Below are 18,490 nucleotides of genomic sequence, written 5' to 3' on the forward strand. Positions count from 1 at the left end.
TTGCATGAAGATTTTCGGGCCGCTGTACGAGCGGGCGATGAAGTGGGCGGCGCACGAACGCGCGCCGACCTATCTGACGGTGTTGAGCTTCTTCGAGGCGATCATCTTCCCGGTGATGCCGGAGGTGATGCTGGCGCCGATGTGCGTGGCCCAGCCCAAGCGCGGCTGGTGGTTTGCCACCCTCAGCCTGGCCGGCTCGATGGTCGGTGCGCTGGTCGGCTACGCGCTGGGTCACTACGCTTTCGAGGCGATCAAGCCGCTGTTTGAAGTGCTGGGCATGCTGCCGGCGATCGAGCAGGGCATCACCACCGTGCAGGCGAAGATGGCCGAATCGCCGTGGGCGGTGTTCACCTTCCTGGTGCTGGGCGGCTTCATGCCCATCCCGATGAAGGTCTTCACGTGGGCATCGGGTATCGTCGGCGTACCGATGCCGCAGTACCTGTTGAGCATGCTGATCGGTCGCGGCAAGCGCGTGTTCGTGCTGGCTGCGGTCATCCGTATCGGTGGTGCGCGTGCTGAAGCGGCACTGCGTCGCTGGATTGAACCGCTGGGCTGGATCGCCACCGCGTTGGTGGTGGTGCTGATCGCCTGGCTTGTATGGAGGTCGAAGTTCGCATGAGTCCTGATCGTCTGAGCAAGGGAGTGCGCATCGGCGCGCTGGCGTTGCTGGTTTCCACCCTGGCCGCCTGCGGCACCGCCACTGTGGTTCGTCCTGGTGGTGGCAGCACCGGTGGTGGCGTGACCACGCCGAAGACCTCGGTGCCCAAGCCCGGGCAGACCGTGGTGGTGCGCAAGGGCGACACCATCTATGCGCTGGCCCGCATCCATGACATTACCCCGGCCGACCTGATTGCCTGGAACAGCCTGGACAACCCCTCGACCATCCATCCGGGGCAGGTGATCCGGCTGTATCCGGCCGGTGCCAGCGGCGGCCGCGCGCCGACCACGGTGGTCACCGCGCCGCGCTCGGGTGGCAGCAGCGCCGGCAGCACGGCGCCAACTCCGGCGCCGGCCGGTCCGGTGAAGAGCAACATCGCCTGGCGCTGGCCGGCCGATGGCGCGATCGTCGGCCGCTACGTTGCCGGCGATGCGACCAAGCAGGGCGTGGACATCGCCGGTACCAGCGGCCAGCCGGTCAAGGCCACCGCCAACGGTGTGGTGGTGTACTCCGGCGCCGGCCTGGTCGGCTACGGCGAGCTGATCATCATCAAGCACAGCGACCAGTGGCTGTCGGCCTATGGTCACAACCGCAAGCGCCTGGTGAATGAAGGGCAGAGCGTGAAGGCCGGTGAGCAGATCGCCGAGATGGGCCGCACCGGTGCGAACCGCGACATGGTCCACTTCGAGATCCGCTACAACGGCAAGCCGGTCGACCCGCAGCAGTACCTGCCGGCGCGCTGATCGTCGATTCATAATCCGGGCGGATCCCCGGCCCGGCGCAGCGCGCCGGGCGTTCGCCGACGGTGCGGCCCATGGGCCGCAAACACCGCCGGCTCACCCGCTACAACGGCAAGCCGGTCGACCCGCAGCAGTACCTGCCGGCGCGTTGAGGTAGTGGGACGGGTGGCGCCGGGCAATGCTCGGCGTTCCCGACCTGTAGCGTCGAGCCGTGCTCGACTCACTGTACGCTGGCCGCCGTGGGTGGCCGTTTGCGACCTTGAGTGGCACATCTCAAGCTTCCCGACAAGCCAGGGAAGCGGCATGCTTCAACCGAACCAGCCTCCCGATCCGGTGCCGCATGTCTCGCCCAACAGCCCTTTTCGCGCTGCTCATCGTCGCGCCGTTGGCGACCGCCGCCAGCGATCCACGTGACGTGGTCACCCGCCTCTACGACGCCATCCAGGCGCCGCAGTCGAACGAAACGGCGATTGCTCCGCTGCTGGGTGATGCCCTCCGCTCAGCCATCGATGCGCAGCGTGCATATGAACAGGCCTGCACCGCACTGGCCGCGCCCGACGAGAAGCCGCACATGCTCGACCAGAGCCCGTATCTGTTGGCGCCGGACCGGCCGGAGACGATAACGGTGGGAGCGCCAGGATCGAGCGGTGACGCCACCTGGGTCCATGTCGACATGGCCGTGGGCGACTATCGCTGGACCGACCGGGTCCTGCTGCAGCGGCAGGGCCCGCACTGGAAGGTCATGGATATCCGCTGGGGGCAGGGTGGCAACCTGATCGGTCGGCTGCAGGCGTTCTCCGCGTTCCGCTGCACACCTTCGGGCAGCTAGTGCCGGGGCGCACCCGGCGGCTCGAACTCAGCCTTCCAGGATGAAGGCGGCCGCGACCTTGCGGCCTTCGCCGGCCAGAATGTTGAAGGTGCGCGCGGCGGCCGGATTGTTCATCACCTCCAGGCCGATGCCACGCGACAGACAGGCGGCCATCACCACCGCGGGCGGGAATACCTGACGGTCTCCCGTGCCGAGCACGATCAGCGCCGGATTCAGCGCCAGGATCGGCTCCAGGTCCGCCAACTGCAGCGCGGCGGCACTTGCCACCGGCCAGTGCGTGACCAGTTGGTCCGGGGTGAGGAAGAAACTGCCGCCCAGCACCTGCTCATTCACCTTGGCCGAGCGGCCATCTGCGGCACGCAGGCTGTAGGCGTAATCCGGCGGTTCGTGGTTCAGCTGCATGACGGTAGGGCGATCAGCCGCGCGGCAGCACGATCTGGCGCTGTTCCTTGCTCGGGCGGTACAGCACGGCGACGTGGCCGATGCGCTGCACCAGCGCGCTTTCGGTGGCTTCGACGATCTCGCCGATCATCACATCACGGGCGTCGCGATCCTCTGCGGCGACCTTCACCTTGACCAGTTCGTGGCGCTCCAGCACTTCGTTCAGCTCCGCGATGAAGGCTGGGGTCACACCCTTGCCGCCGGTCTGCAGCAGGGCCTTCAGGTCGTGGGCTTGGCCGCGCAGGAAACGGGTCTGGGAGGCGGTCAGGGCGATGGACATGCAGGAAAACACGGTTGAATGGGACGATCAGGGTATCATGAGGACCCCATCAGCCCCTATTTTCAATGGCTACCCGCAGCAAAAGCAGCCAGCGCTGGCTCAAGGAACACTTCTCCGACCCCTTCGTGAAGAAGGCGCAGGCCGAGGGCATGCGCTCGCGCGCCGCCTACAAGCTCGAGGAGCTGCTCGAACGTGACCGCCTGCTGAAGCCGCACATGGTGGTGGTCGACCTTGGCGCGGCCCCCGGTGGCTGGTCTCAGCAGGTCCGGAGACAGATCGGCGACACCGGTCGCGTGCTGGCGCTGGACATCCTGGACATGCCGCCGCTGGCCGGCGTGGAGTTCCTTCATGGTGACTTCAGGGAAGAAGCTGTCCTATCGCAGTTTGAAGCCATGCTCGGGGATCAGCCGGTAGACCTTGTGCTGTCGGACATGGCCCCCAATAGGAGTGGTGTAGGCGCGGTCGACCAGCCGCGGATGATGCACCTGGCGGAGCTGGCCCTGGATTTTGCCGACAACCACCTGAAGACCGGTGGGGCGTTCCTGATCAAGCTGTTCCAGGGTGAGGGCTTTGACGACTACGTGCGCGACATGCGCCGCCGTTACGACAAGGTCTCCATCCGCAAGCCGGAGGCGTCGCGCAAGCGCTCTCCCGAGGTGTATGCCTTGGGTCAGGGAAAACGCGCCCACATGAAGTAAGCTCGCAACGTACGCAAGTTCGACCCCAACGCAACGCCAGCACTGAGAGGAACACCGGAGCCAATGAGGATGAACGACTTGACCAAGAACCTCCTGCTATGGGTGGTCGTCGCCGTCGTGCTGATGGTGGTCTTCCAGAGCTTCTCGCCGAAGTCCTCCGGGGCCGGCGCGCAGGGCGCGTCGTACTCGCAGTTCCTGGACCAGGTGGACAGCGGCAACGTGCAGAAGGTCGCCTTCGGCGGCGACATGCGCGGCGGCACCAGCCAGCTGACCTACACCACCCGCGGTGGGCAGTCGTCCACCATCACCGCGCCGTTCGATCGTGACCTGATCAACGTGCTGCGCACCAAGAACGTGGAGATCGTGCAGGAGGAGCCGTCCAGCGGCATTTCCCTGGGCGCGATCCTGATGAATTTCCTGCCGGTCATCCTGATCATCGGCTTCTGGCTGTTCATCATGCGCCAGATGCAGGGCGGTGGCGGCGGTGCCAAGGGCGCGATGTCCTTCGGCAAGTCGCGCGCCAAGCTGCAGGGCGAGGACCAGATCAAGGTCACCTTCGCCGACGTCGCCGGCTGCGACGAGGCCAAGGAAGAAGTGGGTGAGCTGGTCGACTTCCTGCGCGACCCGTCCAAGTTCACCAAGCTGGGCGGCAAGATTCCGCGCGGCGTGCTGATGGTGGGCCCGCCGGGTACCGGCAAGACGCTGCTGGCCAAGGCCATTGCCGGCGAAGCCAAGGTGCCGTTCTTCTCGATCTCCGGTTCGGACTTCGTGGAAATGTTCGTCGGCGTGGGCGCCAGCCGCGTGCGTGACATGTTCGAGCAGGCCAAGAAGCACGCCCCGTGCATCATCTTCATCGACGAAATCGATGCCGTCGGTCGCCACCGTGGCGCCGGCCTGGGCGGTGGTCATGACGAGCGCGAGCAGACCCTGAACCAGCTGCTGGTCGAGATGGACGGTTTTGAAGGCGGCGAAGGCGTGATCGTGATCGCGGCGACCAACCGTCCGGACGTGCTGGATCCGGCGCTGCTGCGTCCGGGCCGTTTCGACCGCCAGGTGGTGGTCGGCCTGCCGGACGTGAAGGGCCGCGAGCACATCCTGAAGGTCCACATGCGCAAGCTGCCGCTGGCCGACGATGTCGAGCCGATGGTGATCGCACGTGGTACCCCGGGCTTCTCCGGCGCCGACCTGGCCAACCTCTGCAACGAGGCGGCCCTGTTCGCCGCGCGCGGCAACGAGAAGGAAGTCCGCATGGACCACTTCGACCGTGCCCGCGACAAGATCCTGATGGGTGCCGAGCGCCGCTCGATGGCCATGAGCGAGGACGAGAAGACCCTGACCGCGTACCACGAAGCGGGTCACGCCATCGTCGGCCGGCTGGTGCCCGAGCACGATCCGGTCTACAAGGTCACCATCATTCCGCGCGGCCGTGCGCTGGGCGTGACGATGTACCTGCCGGAAGGCGACAAGTACTCGATGAACCGCGTGGCGATCCAGTCGCAGCTGTGCTCCCTGTACGGCGGCCGTGTCGCCGAAGAGCTGATCTTCGGCGAGGACAAGGTCACCACCGGCGCCTCCAACGACATCGAGCGCGCAACCAAGATGGCCCGCAATATGGTCACCAAGTGGGGCCTGTCGGAGCAGCTCGGCCCGATCGCCTATGGCGAAGAGGACGACGAGGTGTTCCTGGGGCGTTCGGTCACCCAGCACAAGAGCGTGTCCAACGACACGGCGCGCCGGATCGACGAGGAAGTGCGCAACATCCTCGACAAGGCCTATGCCCGCACCACCCAGCTGTTGACCGAGAACATCGACAAGCTGCATGCGATGTCGCAGCTGCTGCTGCAGTACGAGACCATCGACGCACCGCAGATCGACGCCATCATGGAAGGCCGCGATCCGCCGCCGCCGGCGGGCTGGAGCAAGTCGAACAAGGACGGTGGCAACGACAAGGGCGGCGACGCCCGCCCGCTGCCGCCGATCGCAGGCCCGGCCGAATCGCATTGACGGCCCGCTGCACGTAACACCAGACGAGGCCGGGGAAACCCGGCCTTGTCGTTTCCGGGCCTTCGGCCCCTTCCGAACCGAACTGATGCTGGAGCCTGCATGTCCGCCCCGAAGCCTGAACCGATTTCCCACACCGCCGAAATGATCATCGCCACCGTGGTCGGCGTGGGCGTAGGGCTGGGCGCCGACAACCTGCTGCTGGGCTGCGTGGTGGGTATCGGTGTCGGCATCGTGCTGAGCATCGCCAGAACCCTGTACGTGGACCGCAAGCGCCGCCGCCGTTGAGGGGTGTCCGCAGGGCTGCGCCCTGCACCCGCGGTAGTGCCGGCCGCCGGCCGGCAACCTCAGCAGCAACAGCAACAGCAACAGCTGCATTCCGCGATTTGGTGGGGCGGTGTCGGAGGGCGGGGACGCCGTGAACCCATCCATGGGGGCTTGGCAGCCGCATCCATACGGCTGACACCCCGCCCTCCGACACCGCCCCACCTCTGACAGATTCCGGCCGCTGTTGGTAGGTGTCGACCTTGGTCGACACGGTAGATCCACGCCATGCGTGGATGAATCTCTGTCAGATATCGAATCAATTCGGGGTCAGATCCGTTTTCCGTAGGAAAACGGATCTGACCCCACGCCATCCCTCAGTACACCTGCTGTTGCTTCGGCTGTTGCTTCAGCTGTTGCTGTAGCCCAGGCCTCCGCGGGTGCAGGGCGCCGCCCTGCCGAACTAAACTACCCGCCGTCGTCCCTGCAGGATTGCCCATGTTCGATACCTCGCCCCAGCTCGATTGCGCCGGCCGCATCCTGCGCCTCGACCGTGCCCGGGTCATGGGCATCGTCAACGTCACCCCGGACTCCTTCTCCGATGGCGGCGCGCATGACACCACCGAGGCTGCGGTCGCCCATGGCCTGAAGCTGGTCGAGGAGGGCGCCGACCTGCTCGATATCGGCGGCGAATCGACCCGCCCGGGCGCTGCGCCGGTCTCGGTCGAGGAGGAACTGCGCCGGGTGATTCCGGTAATCGAGCAGCTGGCCGCCCGCACCCGGGTGCCGATCAGCATCGATACCTTCAAGCCGGAGGTGATGCGCGCGGCGGTGGCCGCTGGCGCCGGCATGATCAACGACATCTTCGCCCTGCGCCAGGGCGGTGCGCTTGAAGCTGCCGCCGAAACCGGCGTGCCGGTGGTGCTGATGCACATGCAGGGCGAGCCGGGCCACATGCAGGCCGATCCGCACTACGACGACGTGGTCGCCGAGGTGCATGGTTTCCTGGTGCAGCGCCTGTTCGCTGCCGAGATGGCGGGCATCGCGAAGAAGAACCTGCTGATCGACCTTGGTTTTGGCTTCGGCAAGAGCACCGCCCACAACATGACCCTGCTGGCGCGTTCGGAGCGCTTCCTGGAACTGGGGGTGCCGGTGCTGGCCGGCCTGTCACGCAAGCGCAGCCTGGGAGAACTCACTGGCCGCGACACGCCCTCCGAACGCGTGGCGGCTTCGGTGGCCGCGCACCTGATCGCGGTCCAACGTGGCGCGCGCATCGTGCGCGTGCATGACGTGGCGGCCACCGTCGATGCGCTGAAGATCTGGCAGGCAGTGGAGGCCGTGCCGACGCCGCGTGCCGACGCTGCGCCGACGATCCGCTGGCCGGACGAAGACTGATGGGCGTCGATCGGCGGCCGCTGGCGATCGCCGTGATGGGGCCGACCGCCAGTGGCAAGACCGCCACCGCAATCGCTTTGGCACAGCAACTGGACGGCGAAATCGTCAGCGTCGATTCGGCGCTGGTATACCGCCACCTGGACATCGGCTCGGCCAAGCCTGATGCGGCCGAGCGTGCACAGGCGCCGCACCATCTGCTGGACCTGCGCGATCCCTGGCAGACCTATTCGGCGGCCGAGTTCGCCGCCGATGCCGGCCGGGTCGTGGCCGACATCGTGGCACGCGGCAAAACGCCGATCCTGGCAGGTGGCACGGGGCTGTACTTCCGGGCCCTGCTGCAGGGCCTGTCGCCGATGCCGGAGGCCGACCCGGTGATGCGCGAAGCACTCAGCACCGAGGCGGCCGAGCGGGGCTGGGCGGCATTGCACGCAGAGCTGGCCGAGGTCGATCCGGCCGCCGCCGCACGCATCCATGCCACCGACCCGCAACGCATCCAGCGGGCACTGGAGGTCTATCGCCTGACCGGCACGCCCATCACTGAATGGCAGCGCCGTCCGGGCGTGGCGCCGCTGCCGGTGCGCACCCTCAAGCTGATCCTGGCCCCGCGTGACCGCGCGGTACTGCACCAGCGCATCGAGGCGCGCTTCGACACCATGCTGGCGCACGGCTTCCTGGACGAAGTGCGGGCACTGCGCGCGATGCCGGAAATGGCCGCCGTGGAGGCCCCGTTGGACCTGCCGGCGGTGCGTGCGGTCGGCTATCGCCAGGCCTGGGAGTACCTGGACGGGGAGGGTGATGCCGCCCGTTTCCGTGACAAGGCGATCTTCGCCACCCGCCAGCTGGCCAAGCGCCAGCTGACGTGGCTGCGCGGCGAGCTTGATGCGCGCTGGTTCGACCCCCATATCGACCAGGAGCGCCTTGCCGGCGCGGTGTCGGCCTTCGTCGCACGCTGAACCCCCGCCAGCCGTGTAACATCATCGGTCGGCGGGCGGCTCGGGGGCCGTGGCAACCGTCGGCAACCCAATAAGAACAATAATCAGGAGTGTGCAATGTCCAAGGGGCAATCGCTGCAGGATCCTTTCTTGAACGCACTGCGGCGCGAGCGCGTGCCGGTTTCGGTGTACCTGGTGAACGGCATCAAGCTGCAGGGCACGATCGAGTCGTTCGACCAGTTCGTGGTCCTGCTGCGCAACACGGTCAGTCAGATGGTCTACAAGCACGCCATTTCCACGGTGGTTCCCGCACGCAACGTGAAGGTCGGTCCGGGCGGTGGTTACGTGCAGTCGGGTGAAGGTGGTCAGGCAGGTGATGAAGCAGACGAGTAATACCGGAGCGGTGAATGTTTGACCGCTCGAAAAAGGGCGAACACGCCCTGTTGATCCAGCCCCATTTCGGCAAGCTGGAAGACGATGTGCTGGAAGAGTTCGGTGATCTGGCCCGCTCGGCTGGGGCCAGCATCGCCGCGACGATCACCGCGCGCCTGGACCGTCCGAATCCGTCAACCCTGATCGGCAGCGGCAAGCTGGACGAGATCAAGGCCGCGGCCGATGCCAGTGGCGCCGACCTGATCCTGGTCAACCATGCGCTGAGCCCGGGTCAGGAGCGCAACCTGGAACGCTTCCTCGAGCGCCGGGTGATCGACCGCACCGGTCTGATCCTGGACATCTTTGCCCAGCGTGCACACAGCCACGAGGGCAAGCTGCAGGTCGAGCTGGCGCAGCTGCGTCACCTGGCCACGCGATTGGTTCGCGGCTGGACCCACCTGGAGCGCCAGCGCGGCGGTTCGATCGGCCTGCGTGGCCCGGGTGAAACCCAGCTGGAAACCGACCGCCGCCTGTTGCAGAAGCGGGTCGAGCAGCTGCAGAAGCGCCTGGAGAAGGTTGAAGTGCAGCGCACCCAGATGCGCCGTGCGCGTGTGCGCAGCGAGCTGCCGCGCGTGGCCCTGGTGGGCTACACCAACGCCGGCAAATCGACCCTGTTCAACGCCATGACCGGCGCCGAGGCCTATGCCGCCGACCAGCTGTTCGCCACGCTGGACCCGACCGTGCGCCGCATCGCGGTCCCGGGCGGCAGCGTGGTGCTGGCCGATACCGTCGGTTTCGTCCGCGACCTGCCGCATGATCTGGTCGCCGCGTTCCGCTCGACGCTGTCCGAGGCACGCGAGGCCGATTTCCTGCTGCATGTGGTCGACGCCGCCGATCCGCACCGCGAGGAGCGCATCGCCCAGGTGGACGAGGTGCTGACCGCGGTCGGTGCCGGTGACCTGCCGCAGCTGCTGGTGTTCAACAAGATCGACCGCATCGACGGTGCCGACGTCCGCCACGATGGCCAGGATGGCGTGCCCGACGAGTCGCGTCGTGAACGTGTCTGGATTTCCGCGCGTGACGGGCAGGGCCTTGAGCTGCTGCAGGCAGTGCTGGGCAAGCGCCTGGGCCTGCAGCACGTGACCGGTGAATTGCGCCTGCCGCCGGATGCCGGCCGCCTGCGTGCGCGCCTGCACCAGCTGGAAGTGATCCGCAGCGAACAGGCCGATGAAGAGGGCTGGCTGCTGCAGGTGGACCTGCCGATTGCCGAAGCCGAGAAGCTGGCCGCCAGTGCCGATGGCGCGCCGATCCGGGCGCTGTTGCCGGAGAAACTGCCGGAGTGGTGAGCTAGCGGCCCATGGCTGGTAGTGCCGGCCGCTGGCCGGCAACGCAATCGTGCCGGAGGGGCGCGACATCCGGCTGTCATCTGCGGTACAACGGGGTTCTTCACCCCACCGTCATGCCGATGTCCATCCCCACCGACGCCGATCTCAATGCCCAGTCCGCCGCGCTCGGGCAGCGCCTGCAACAGGCCTCGCTGCAGCTGGTCACGGCCGAAAGCTGCAGTGGCGGCTGGATCGCCAAGTGCATGACCGACATCGCCGGTTCTTCGGCGTTCTTCGACTGCGGCATGGTGGTCTACAGCTATGAAGCCAAGCAGCGCCTGCTGGGCGTGCGTGCGCAGACGCTGGAACAGTTCGGCGCGGTCAGTCGCGAAACCGTTCTGGAGATGGTGTCCGGTGCGCTGGTCAATTCCGGTGCCGGCATCGCCGTGGCGGTGACCGGTATCGCCGGCCCCGGCGGTGGCAGTCCGGACAAGCCAGTCGGCAGTGTCTGGATCGGCTGGAAGCGCCGCGGTGGCTACGCCCGCGCCGAGCTGTTCCAGTTCGATGGCGACCGCGAAGCCATCCGCCGGCAAACCGTGGCGGCGGCATTGCGCGGTATCGACGCCCAGCTGTGACATGCTGCTCCGGTAACCGTCCGGAGCACGCATGATGTGGGAAACGCTGGGCACGGTCCGTGACCTGGGCCGACTGCAGGAAATCGCCGTTGTCCTGATCCGCTACGGCTTCGGCGACGTGGTTCGGCGCATCGGCCTGGCCAGCACGCTGGAGCGGGCAGGGCGCCTGTTGCACTGGAACGAGGACCGGCAGGAGCTGCTGCGGATGACCGCACCGGTGCGCGTGCGCAGTGCGATGCAGGATCTTGGCCCGACCTTCGTCAAGCTTGGCCAGGTGCTGGCAACGCGCGTCGACCTGTTGCCGCCGGAGTGGATTGCCGAGCTGTCCGAACTGCAGAACGCGGTGCCGGCCCTGCCGTACGCCGAGATCCGCGGGCAGCTCGAAGCCGACCTGGGCGCGTCGCCGGCGGAGGTATTCGCCTTCCTTGACGAAACCCCGATGGCCGCCGCCTCGCTGGCGCAGGCCCATCGCGCGCGGCTGCATGATGGTCGTGAGGTGGTGCTGAAGGTGCGGCGTCCCGGCATCCGCGACGTGGTCGAGGCCGACCTGCGGCTGCTGGCGCGGCTGGCCGAGATCGTCGAGGCCCGGTTGCCGGACCTGCGTCGCTATCGCCCGGCCGAGGTCGTGCAGCAGTTCACCGTATCGCTGCGCCGTGAGCTGGATTTTGCCGCCGAATGCCGCAATGCCGAACGCATCGCCCGCAACTTCAGTGGCCGTGACGACATACTGATTCCGAAGGTGCACTGGCAGTGGACCTGCGAGAGCCTGAACGTGCAGGACTTCGTCGACGGCATTCCCGGCCGCGATCTGGCCGGCGTCGATGCGGCGGGCCTGGACCGGCGCGAGCTGGCGCGGCGTGGTGCCGGCATCGTGCTGAAGATGGTGCTGGAGGACGGCAGCTTCCACGCCGATCCACACCCCGGCAACATCATCTACCTGCGTGACGGCCGCATCGGCGTGATCGATTTCGGCATGGTCGGTGCGCTGTCCGAAGTGCGCCGCTTCCAGGTCGCGCAACTGCTGCACGGCCTGGTCGAGCAGGACCCGCAGGGCGTGGCCGACGTGCTGCTGGACTGGGCCGGCGGCGTGGAAGTGGACGAGAACCGGCTGCAGCACGACATCAGCCAGTTCGTCGACCAGTACCGTGGCGTGCCGCTGAAGGATCTGCGCATCGGCCTGATGCTGGGCGACATCACCCAGCTGCTGCGCAGCTACAGCCTGACCCTGCCGGCCGACCTGGCACTGATGATCAAGGCCTTCCTGACCCTGGAAGGCATGGGCCGGCAGCTGGATCCGGATTTCGACATGGCCAGCGCCGCCCGCCCGTTCCTGGAGCGTGTGGTGCTGCAGCGTTATGCGCCCAGGGCGCTGCTCAAGCGCGGCCGGCGCAGCCTGTTGGGCCTGGTCGACTTCGCCGGCGAGTTGCCGCGCGACCTGCGCAAGCTGGTCCAGGCAGCGCGCCGTGGGCGCCTCCAGCTGAAGGTGGAGACCACCGCGCTGCAGGGCTTTGGCGAGCAGGTGAACCGGGCCGCGAACCGACTGGTGGTGGGCGTGATCACGGCCGCGCTGATCATCGGCTCGTCGATCGTGATGCACAGCGTCGGCGGGGTTTCCAGCCGCTGGTTGCTGGCGCTGGGCGTGTGCGGATTCATCGGCGCCGGCTTCTGCGGCGTATGGATCCTGGTTTCGATATGGAGAAGCGGCAAGCACACGTAGGCAGGTGCACGAAGTGCGCCTGTTGCGGTTCCACAGGAACCGCAGAATCGCGCAGCGATTCCTGTAGAGCCGAGCCATGCTCGGCTGCTCTTGCCTGGGTCGGCCCCGTCGTTCGCGCGACTGCCGAGCACGCCTCGGCCCAACAAGCCTGCACCACCCCGATCGCCCCGGCACTTGCAGTCGCGCATATTAGTAGTAATACTACTAACCATGGACCTGACCGACACCCAGCAGGCGATCCTGCAGTTGATCGCCGAGCGTATCGAGAGCGAAGGCGCACCGCCGTCGCAGACTGAAATCGCACGCGCATTCGGCTTCAAGGGCGTGCGCGCGGCCCAGTACCACCTGGAAGCCCTGGAGCAGGCCGGCGCGATCCGTCGCATCCCGGGTCAGGCCCGCGGCATTCGCCTGGTGCAGGCACCGCCGGTCGAGAAGCTGGCCGAGCCGGGCCTGGCCGACAGCGTGCTGCGGCTGCCGGTGCTGGGCCGGGTTGCAGCCGGCCTGCCGATCGGCGCCGACATCGGCTCGGACGATTTCGTGGTGCTGGACCGGGTGTTCTTCTCGCCGGCGCCGGACTACCTGCTGAAGGTGCAGGGCGACTCGATGATCGATGAGGGCATCTTCGACGGTGACCTGATCGGCGTGCACCGCACCCGCGACGCCCATTCCGGGCAGATCGTGGTGGCCCGCATCGATGACGAGATCACGGTCAAGCTGCTGAAGATCGCCAAGGATCGCATCCGCCTGCTGCCGCGCAATCCCGACTACAAGCCGATCGAGGTGCTGCCGGATCAGGACTTCGCGATCGAGGGCCTCTATTGCGGCCTGTTGCGGCCCAACCGTTGACCCGTTCCGTAGCGCATTACCCCGCGGTCTTTTGTGGCGATTCTCTGGTTCCACTGAGGTTGGTACGGATGTCCGATAATTCTTTTCAGAGCGCCGGGCAGAATCTCAGCCTGTGCGATACGTCCGACTTAAAGTGAGCCCATGGCAAAGAAGACCCCCAAAGACAGCACCTCCAACGACACGACCTCTGCAAGGACCAATCCGATGGACGAGAACAAGAAGCGCGCCCTCGCTGCAGCTCTGGGCCAGATCGAAAAGCAGTTCGGCAAGGGCTCGGTGATGCGCATGGGCGACCGCGTGGTCGAGCCCGTCGAAGCCATCCCGACCGGTTCGCTGATGCTCGACATCGCGCTGGGCATTGGTGGTCTGCCAAAGGGCCGTGTCGTTGAGATCTACGGGCCGGAATCCTCGGGCAAGACCACCTTGACCCTGCAGGCCATCGCCGAATGCCAGAAGATGGGCGGCACCGCGGCCTTCATCGACGCCGAGCACGCGCTGGACCCGATCTACGCCGCCAAGCTGGGCGTGAACGTGGACGACCTGCTGCTGTCGCAGCCGGACACCGGTGAGCAGGCGCTGGAAATCGCCGACATGCTGGTCCGTTCGGGTTCGGTGGACATCCTGGTGATCGACTCGGTTGCCGCGCTGACCCCGAAGGCCGAAATCGAAGGCGAGATGGGCGACCAGCTGCCAGGCCTGCAGGCCCGCCTGATGAGCCAGGCGCTGCGCAAGCTGACCGGCAACATCAAGCGCTCCAACACCCTGGTGATCTTCATCAACCAGCTGCGCATGAAGATCGGCGTGATGATGCCGGGCCAGAGCCCGGAAACCACCACCGGTGGCAACGCGCTCAAGTTCTACGCCTCGGTCCGCCTGGACATCCGCCGTATCGGCGCGATCAAGAAGGGTGACGAGATCATCGGTAACCAGACCAAGATCAAGGTCGTCAAGAACAAGCTGGCACCTCCGTTCAAGCAGGTCATCACCGAAATCCTGTATGGCGAAGGCATCAGCCGTGAAGGCGAGCTGATCGACATGGGTGTGGATGCCAAGCTGGTGGAGAAGGCTGGCGCCTGGTACAGCTACGGTGAAGAACGCATTGGCCAGGGCAAGGACAACGCCCGCGGCTACCTGCGCGACAACCCGACTGTCGCCGCCAAGCTCGAGGCCGAGCTGCGCGAGAAATTCCAGCCGGCCGAAGCGGCCCGCGAGGAAGGCGACGACGAAGGCGAAGACGAATAAGGCTTGCTGTGGGGCAGGGTGGCGCCGTCAGTGACGTCGCCCTGTCCCGCAGGTTCGAATCGCCCAGGGATGGGCTGGGCGCCACGGATGGCGCCACCCTTGGAGTACCCATGTCCGACGCCGAAGACATTCCGACCGGCCGCAAGCGCCGGCCGCGTGAGCAGACCCCCGTGCAACGGGCGTTGGGCCTGCTGGTCCGCCGCGAGCACTCGCGCAAGGAACTCACCCGCAAGCTGACGGCCCGTGGCATCGAAGACGAAGCCGCGCAGGCCGCTGTCGCCAAGTTGACCGAGGCCGGCTGGCAGGACGACACCCGTTTTGCCGAGAACCTGGTGAGGATGCGCGCCAACACCGGTTATGGGCCGATCCATGTCCGCGCCGAGCTGGGGACCCATGGCCTGGACAGTGCCGCGATTGCCGCAGCGATGGACAGCTACGAAGGCGACTGGCAGGAAAACGCCCGTGATCTGGTCCGCCGACGCTTTGGCGAGGCCGGCCCGCAGGACCTGACGCAGCGGCGCAAGGCTGCCGATCTGCTGGCCCGGCGGGGCTTCGACGGCGACAGCATCCGCCGCGCGACCCGCTACGACCCGGATGACTGAGACTGGCGGCGCCGGGCCTGATACCCTTTAGGTTTTCGGCGGTCCCTCGCGACCCTGGCCAACGCGGCCGGTGGTCCGGGTCCGCCGGCCCGCAGACTGCCAGCCCCCAATGAACGCATCCGCCAAATTCACGACATCCCAGATCCGCAGCGACTTCCTTGAGTTCTTCAAGGGTAAAGGCCACACCATCGTGCCGTCGGCGCCGCTGGTGCCGGGCAATGATCCGACCCTGCTGTTCACCAACTCCGGCATGGTGCAGTTCAAGGACGTGTTCCTTGGCGCGGAAAAGCGCAGCTACGTGCGCGCGGCCGACGTGCAGCGCTGCCTGCGCGCGGGCGGCAAGCACAACGACCTCGACCAGGTCGGCTACACCGCGCGCCACCACACCTTCTTCGAAATGCTGGGCAACTGGTCGTTCGGCGACTACTTCAAGAAGGACGCGATCGCCTGGGCCTGGGAGCTGCTGACCCAGGTCTGGAAGCTGCCGGCCGAACGCCTGCTGGTCACCGTGTACCAGACCGACGACGAAGCCTACGAACTGTGGCGCGACATGGTCGGCGTTCCGGAAGAGCGCATCGTACGCATCGGCGACAACAAGGGCGCGCCGTTCGCTTCGGACAACTTCTGGCAGATGGCCGACACCGGCCCGTGCGGCCCGTGCACCGAGATCTTCTACGACCACGGTGATCATATTGCCGGTGGTCCCCCGGGTTCCCCGGACGAAGACGGCGACCGTTTCATCGAGATCTGGAACCTGGTGTTCATGCAGTTCGACCGCCAGCCCGACGGCACCCTGGTGCCGCTGCCAGCGCCGTGCGTGGATACCGGCATGGGCCTGGAGCGCCTGGCGGCGATCCTGCAGCACGTGCACACCAACTATGAGATCGACCTGTTCCAGGCGCTGATCCGCAAGGCTTCCGAGCTGACCGGCACCGCCGACCTGGAGAACAAGTCGCTGCGCGTGATTGCCGACCACATCCGTGCCTGTTCGTTCCTGATCGTCGATGGCGTGCTGCCGTCCAACGAAGGCCGCGGTTACGTGCTGCGCCGTATCATCCGCCGCGCCCTGCGCCACGGCTGGATGCTGGGCGTGCGCCAGCCGTTCTTCAGCAAGCTGGTGCCGACCCTGGTCGAGCAGATGGGCGAGGCCTATCCAGAGCTGCCGGCAGCGGTGGACACCGTCACCCGTGCCCTGCAGGCCGAGGAGGATCGTTTCGCCGAAACCCTCGACACCGGGATGAAGCTGCTCGATCAAGCGCTGGATTCTTTGCAGGCTTCCGATTGGGTGAAACGTAATCGACGTAACTGGGTACAGTCCGGCTTCAGGGCGCATGGCGAAGCGACAGAATGCATGTTCTATGAGGAAAGCGCCTCCTTGGGCCAGCGAGTGGTCCATGCGATTCTTGTGTGTGAAGACGTTGAGGCGGACTCTGCGCAATCTTTGGCAGTTCAGATAGCCAAGCAAGGCGTAGGTTCGGTGGAGCTTGTTTCCCGTGATTGGGCTGGGCTCGAATTGAGCGGTCAACTGCTCTTCCGACTTTACGATACCTACGGATTCCCCGTTGATCTGACCGCAGACATTGCCCGCGAGCGCGACCTGACCGTCGACATCGCCGGCTTCGATGCCGCGATGGAACAGCAGCGCGAAACCGCACGGGCGGCCGGCAAGTTCGGCGGCGGCGTGACCCTGCCGGCCGAGCTGGTGGCAACGCTGAGCCCGACCCTGTTCCTGGGCTATGACCGCCTGCAGGCCGACGGCCTGAGCGTGCTGGCCCTGCTCAAGGACGGTCGTCCGGTGCAGTCGGCCGATGCCGGTGATTCGGTCATCGTCATCACCAACCAGACCCCGTTCTATGCCGAATCCGGCGGCCAGGTCGGTGACACCGGCGTGCTGGCCGGCAACGGCGTGCGCCTGGCGGTGGAGGACACCCAGAAGTTCGCCGGCCAGTTCCATGGCCACGTCGGCACCTTGTCCGAAGGCGGCCTGAAGGTCGGCGATGTGCTGTCCGGCCAGGTCGATGGCGAGCGCCGTGGCGCCACCATCCTCAACCACTCGGCCACCCACCTGCTGCACGCCGCGCTGCGCGAAGTGCTGGGCACCCACGTGCAGCAGAAGGGCTCGCTGGTCGCGCCGGACCGCCTGCGTTTCGACTTCTCGCACTTCCAGCCGATCAGCGCGGAAGAGCTGGCGGTGATCGAGCGCAAGGTCAATCAGCAGGTGCGTGCCAACAACGCCGCTGAAGTGCACACCATGGCCATGCAGGAAGCGCTGGACTTCGGCGCGATGGCCCTGTTCGGCGAGAAGTACGGTGAGCACGTGCGCGTGCTGAAGATGGGTGACTACTCCACCGAGCTGTGCGGTGGCACCCACGTCAACCGTACCGGCGACATCGGTTTGTTCAAGATCACCTCCGAGGGCGGTGTTTCCGCCGGGGTGCGCCGCATCGAGGCGGTTACCGGCCAGGGTGCCCTGGACTACGTGGACGCCGAAGAGGCCCGCCTGGCCGAGGCCGCTGAACTGCTCGGTGGCAGCGCTGCCGACGTGGTCGAGAAGATCCGTGCCCTCGGCCAGCGCCAGAAGCAGCTGGAACGCGAACTGGAGGCCGTGAAGGCCAAGGTCGCGGCCGGTGCCACGGCCGACCTGTCCGGCCAGGCCGTCGAGGTCGCCGGCGTGAAGGTGCTGGCGGCCCGCCTGGAGGGCTTCGACGCCAAGGCCCTGCGTGACGCCATGGACCGCCTGAAGCAGCAGCTGGGCGACGCGGTGATCGTGCTGGCCGGTGCCCAGGACGGCAAGGCCGCCCTGGTCGCGGGTGTGAACGGCAGCGCAATGGGCAAAGTCAAGGCCGGGGAACTGTTGTCCCATATCGCCGGTCAGATCGGGGGCAAGGGCGGCGGACGCCCGGACCTCGCCCAGGGTGGTGGCGAGGACGGGCCCGCCCTTGCCACTGCGCTGGCTGCAGTCGTCGAATGGGTCAGCCCCCGCCTGTGATGAACCCTGCCGTCCCCCTCCTTGTAGGAGCGGGACGGCTGACGGTACCATTGCGAATCTTTTCCCTTTGTCGTGGTAGCGCTTCTTGACGGAGCGTCAAGCCGGTGGGGGATACCCTTCCACACGGTTCCATGGAGACTTACAAAAATGTTGATCCTGACTCGCCGCGTCGGCGAAACCCTGATGATCGGTGACTCGGTGAGCGTCACCGTGCTTGGCGTCAAGGGTAACCAGGTGCGTATCGGCATCACTGCGCCGAAGGACGTCGCTGTGCATCGCGAAGAGATCTACCAGCGCATCCAGCGTGGTGATGAAGCCGGTGGCACCGGTAGCGAAAATTCTGCCGAATAACGCTTTACCTTCGCACTCGATTAACGTTATGATTCACGCCCCGCTGAGGTGCAACGCACCAGACGCGGAGAATACCCCGGAGTGATGCCCGAGTGGCCGAAGGGGCTCCCCTGCTAAGGGAGTATAGGGTCAAAAGCTCTATCGAGGGTTCGAATCCCTCTCACTCCGCCAGA

19 protein-coding genes and 1 tRNA gene are annotated in these 18,490 nt (G+C 66.4%); 18 read left to right on the forward strand and 2 right to left on the reverse strand.

Annotated features, from left to right (window positions below; translation table 11 throughout):
• Positions 1–4: 4 nt before the first annotated feature.
• The 3 genes from AC5P5W_RS02995 (at position 5) to AC5P5W_RS03005 (ending at position 2,227) form a co-directional block, all read left to right on the forward strand.
• On the forward strand, positions 5–619 hold the full coding sequence (locus AC5P5W_RS02995; RefSeq protein WP_014646707.1) for a YqaA family protein: 615 nt from the start codon (positions 5–7) through the stop codon (positions 617–619).
• Positions 616–1,401: a peptidoglycan DD-metalloendopeptidase family protein gene (locus tag AC5P5W_RS03000; protein WP_032959180.1), complete on the forward strand. Its 786-nt coding sequence runs from the start codon at positions 616–618 to the stop codon at positions 1,399–1,401. Before AC5P5W_RS02995 ends, AC5P5W_RS03000 begins: the two co-directional genes overlap by 4 nt.
• Positions 1,402–1,738: 337 nt before the next feature.
• Complete coding sequence (locus tag AC5P5W_RS03005; protein WP_197574426.1) at positions 1,739–2,227, forward strand: hypothetical protein; 489 nt, start codon at positions 1,739–1,741, stop codon at positions 2,225–2,227.
• 27 nt (positions 2,228–2,254) lie between these two features.
• On the opposite strand, the gene AC5P5W_RS03010 is transcribed toward AC5P5W_RS03005, so the two are convergent.
• Both AC5P5W_RS03010 and yhbY read right to left on the reverse strand, forming a co-directional pair.
• Positions 2,255–2,629 carry an Mth938-like domain-containing protein gene (locus AC5P5W_RS03010; protein ID WP_111205683.1) on the reverse strand — a complete coding sequence of 125 codons (375 nt, stop codon included), beginning with the start codon at positions 2,627–2,629 and terminating at the stop codon, positions 2,255–2,257.
• Between the two features lie 13 nt (positions 2,630–2,642).
• Entirely contained in the window at positions 2,643–2,948 is a 306-nt protein-coding gene (gene yhbY, locus AC5P5W_RS03015) for a ribosome assembly RNA-binding protein YhbY (RefSeq protein WP_004152868.1), read from the reverse strand.
• A 65-nt stretch (positions 2,949–3,013) separates the two neighbouring features.
• Here yhbY and rlmE point away from each other — a divergent pair, with 65 nt between their 5' ends.
• From rlmE to AC5P5W_RS03090, 15 genes are all read left to right on the forward strand, one after another.
• A complete protein-coding gene (gene rlmE / locus AC5P5W_RS03020; RefSeq protein ID WP_495220820.1) occupies positions 3,014–3,646 on the forward strand; it encodes a 23S rRNA (uridine(2552)-2'-O)-methyltransferase RlmE in 633 nt (210 codons plus the stop codon).
• A 69-nt stretch (positions 3,647–3,715) separates the two neighbouring features.
• Positions 3,716–5,650 (forward strand): ATP-dependent zinc metalloprotease FtsH, encoded by a 1,935-nt coding sequence (gene ftsH, locus AC5P5W_RS03025; protein ID WP_005409015.1) that lies wholly within the window; start codon positions 3,716–3,718, stop codon positions 5,648–5,650.
• Positions 5,651–5,749: 99 nt separating this feature from the next.
• Positions 5,750–5,935: a hypothetical protein gene (locus AC5P5W_RS03030; RefSeq protein ID WP_014646713.1), complete on the forward strand. Its 186-nt coding sequence runs from the start codon at positions 5,750–5,752 to the stop codon at positions 5,933–5,935.
• 474 nt (positions 5,936–6,409) lie between these two features.
• A complete protein-coding gene (gene folP, locus AC5P5W_RS03035) occupies positions 6,410–7,306 on the forward strand; it encodes a dihydropteroate synthase (protein ID WP_049405700.1) in 897 nt (298 codons plus the stop codon).
• A complete protein-coding gene (miaA, locus tag AC5P5W_RS03040) occupies positions 7,306–8,259 on the forward strand; it encodes a tRNA (adenosine(37)-N6)-dimethylallyltransferase MiaA (RefSeq protein WP_197574427.1) in 954 nt (317 codons plus the stop codon). The genes folP and miaA overlap by 1 nt, the downstream gene beginning before the upstream one ends.
• Before the next feature lie 96 nt (positions 8,260–8,355).
• On the forward strand, positions 8,356–8,631 hold the full coding sequence (gene hfq / locus AC5P5W_RS03045) for an RNA chaperone Hfq (protein ID WP_004152891.1): 276 nt from the start codon (positions 8,356–8,358) through the stop codon (positions 8,629–8,631).
• A 14-nt stretch (positions 8,632–8,645) separates the two neighbouring features.
• The gene (gene hflX, locus AC5P5W_RS03050) at positions 8,646–9,956 is read left to right on the forward strand and encodes a ribosome rescue GTPase HflX (protein WP_049405705.1); all 1,311 of its coding nucleotides are present in this window, start codon (positions 8,646–8,648) and stop codon (positions 9,954–9,956) included.
• A gap of 119 nt (positions 9,957–10,075) precedes the next feature.
• Entirely contained in the window at positions 10,076–10,570 is a 495-nt protein-coding gene (locus AC5P5W_RS03055; protein ID WP_005409020.1) for a CinA family protein, read from the forward strand.
• Positions 10,571–10,604: 34 nt separating this feature from the next.
• Positions 10,605–12,287, forward strand: coding sequence for a 2-polyprenylphenol 6-hydroxylase (ubiB, locus tag AC5P5W_RS03060; RefSeq protein ID WP_032962195.1), 1,683 nt, complete (start codon positions 10,605–10,607; stop codon positions 12,285–12,287).
• Positions 12,288–12,497: 210 nt separating this feature from the next.
• Positions 12,498–13,133 (forward strand): transcriptional repressor LexA, encoded by a 636-nt coding sequence (lexA, locus tag AC5P5W_RS03065; RefSeq protein ID WP_032962190.1) that lies wholly within the window; start codon positions 12,498–12,500, stop codon positions 13,131–13,133.
• A gap of 204 nt (positions 13,134–13,337) precedes the next feature.
• On the forward strand, positions 13,338–14,375 hold the full coding sequence (gene recA, locus AC5P5W_RS03070; protein ID WP_005412937.1) for a recombinase RecA: 1,038 nt from the start codon (positions 13,338–13,340) through the stop codon (positions 14,373–14,375).
• Between the two features lie 110 nt (positions 14,376–14,485).
• Positions 14,486–14,977, forward strand: coding sequence for a recombination regulator RecX (gene recX / locus AC5P5W_RS03075; protein WP_005409024.1), 492 nt, complete (start codon positions 14,486–14,488; stop codon positions 14,975–14,977).
• Between the two features lie 109 nt (positions 14,978–15,086).
• Entirely contained in the window at positions 15,087–17,966 is a 2,880-nt protein-coding gene (gene alaS, locus AC5P5W_RS03080; protein WP_481440432.1) for an alanine--tRNA ligase, read from the forward strand.
• Positions 17,967–18,113: 147 nt separating this feature from the next.
• Positions 18,114–18,317: a carbon storage regulator CsrA gene (csrA, locus tag AC5P5W_RS03085; protein ID WP_004152909.1), complete on the forward strand. Its 204-nt coding sequence runs from the start codon at positions 18,114–18,116 to the stop codon at positions 18,315–18,317.
• 78 nt (positions 18,318–18,395) lie between these two features.
• Positions 18,396–18,488 (forward strand) — tRNA-Ser (locus AC5P5W_RS03090).
• The last annotated feature ends 2 nt before the right edge of the window (positions 18,489–18,490 follow it).

The organism is Stenotrophomonas sp. YJH_SMC_123 (assembly GCF_059368215.1).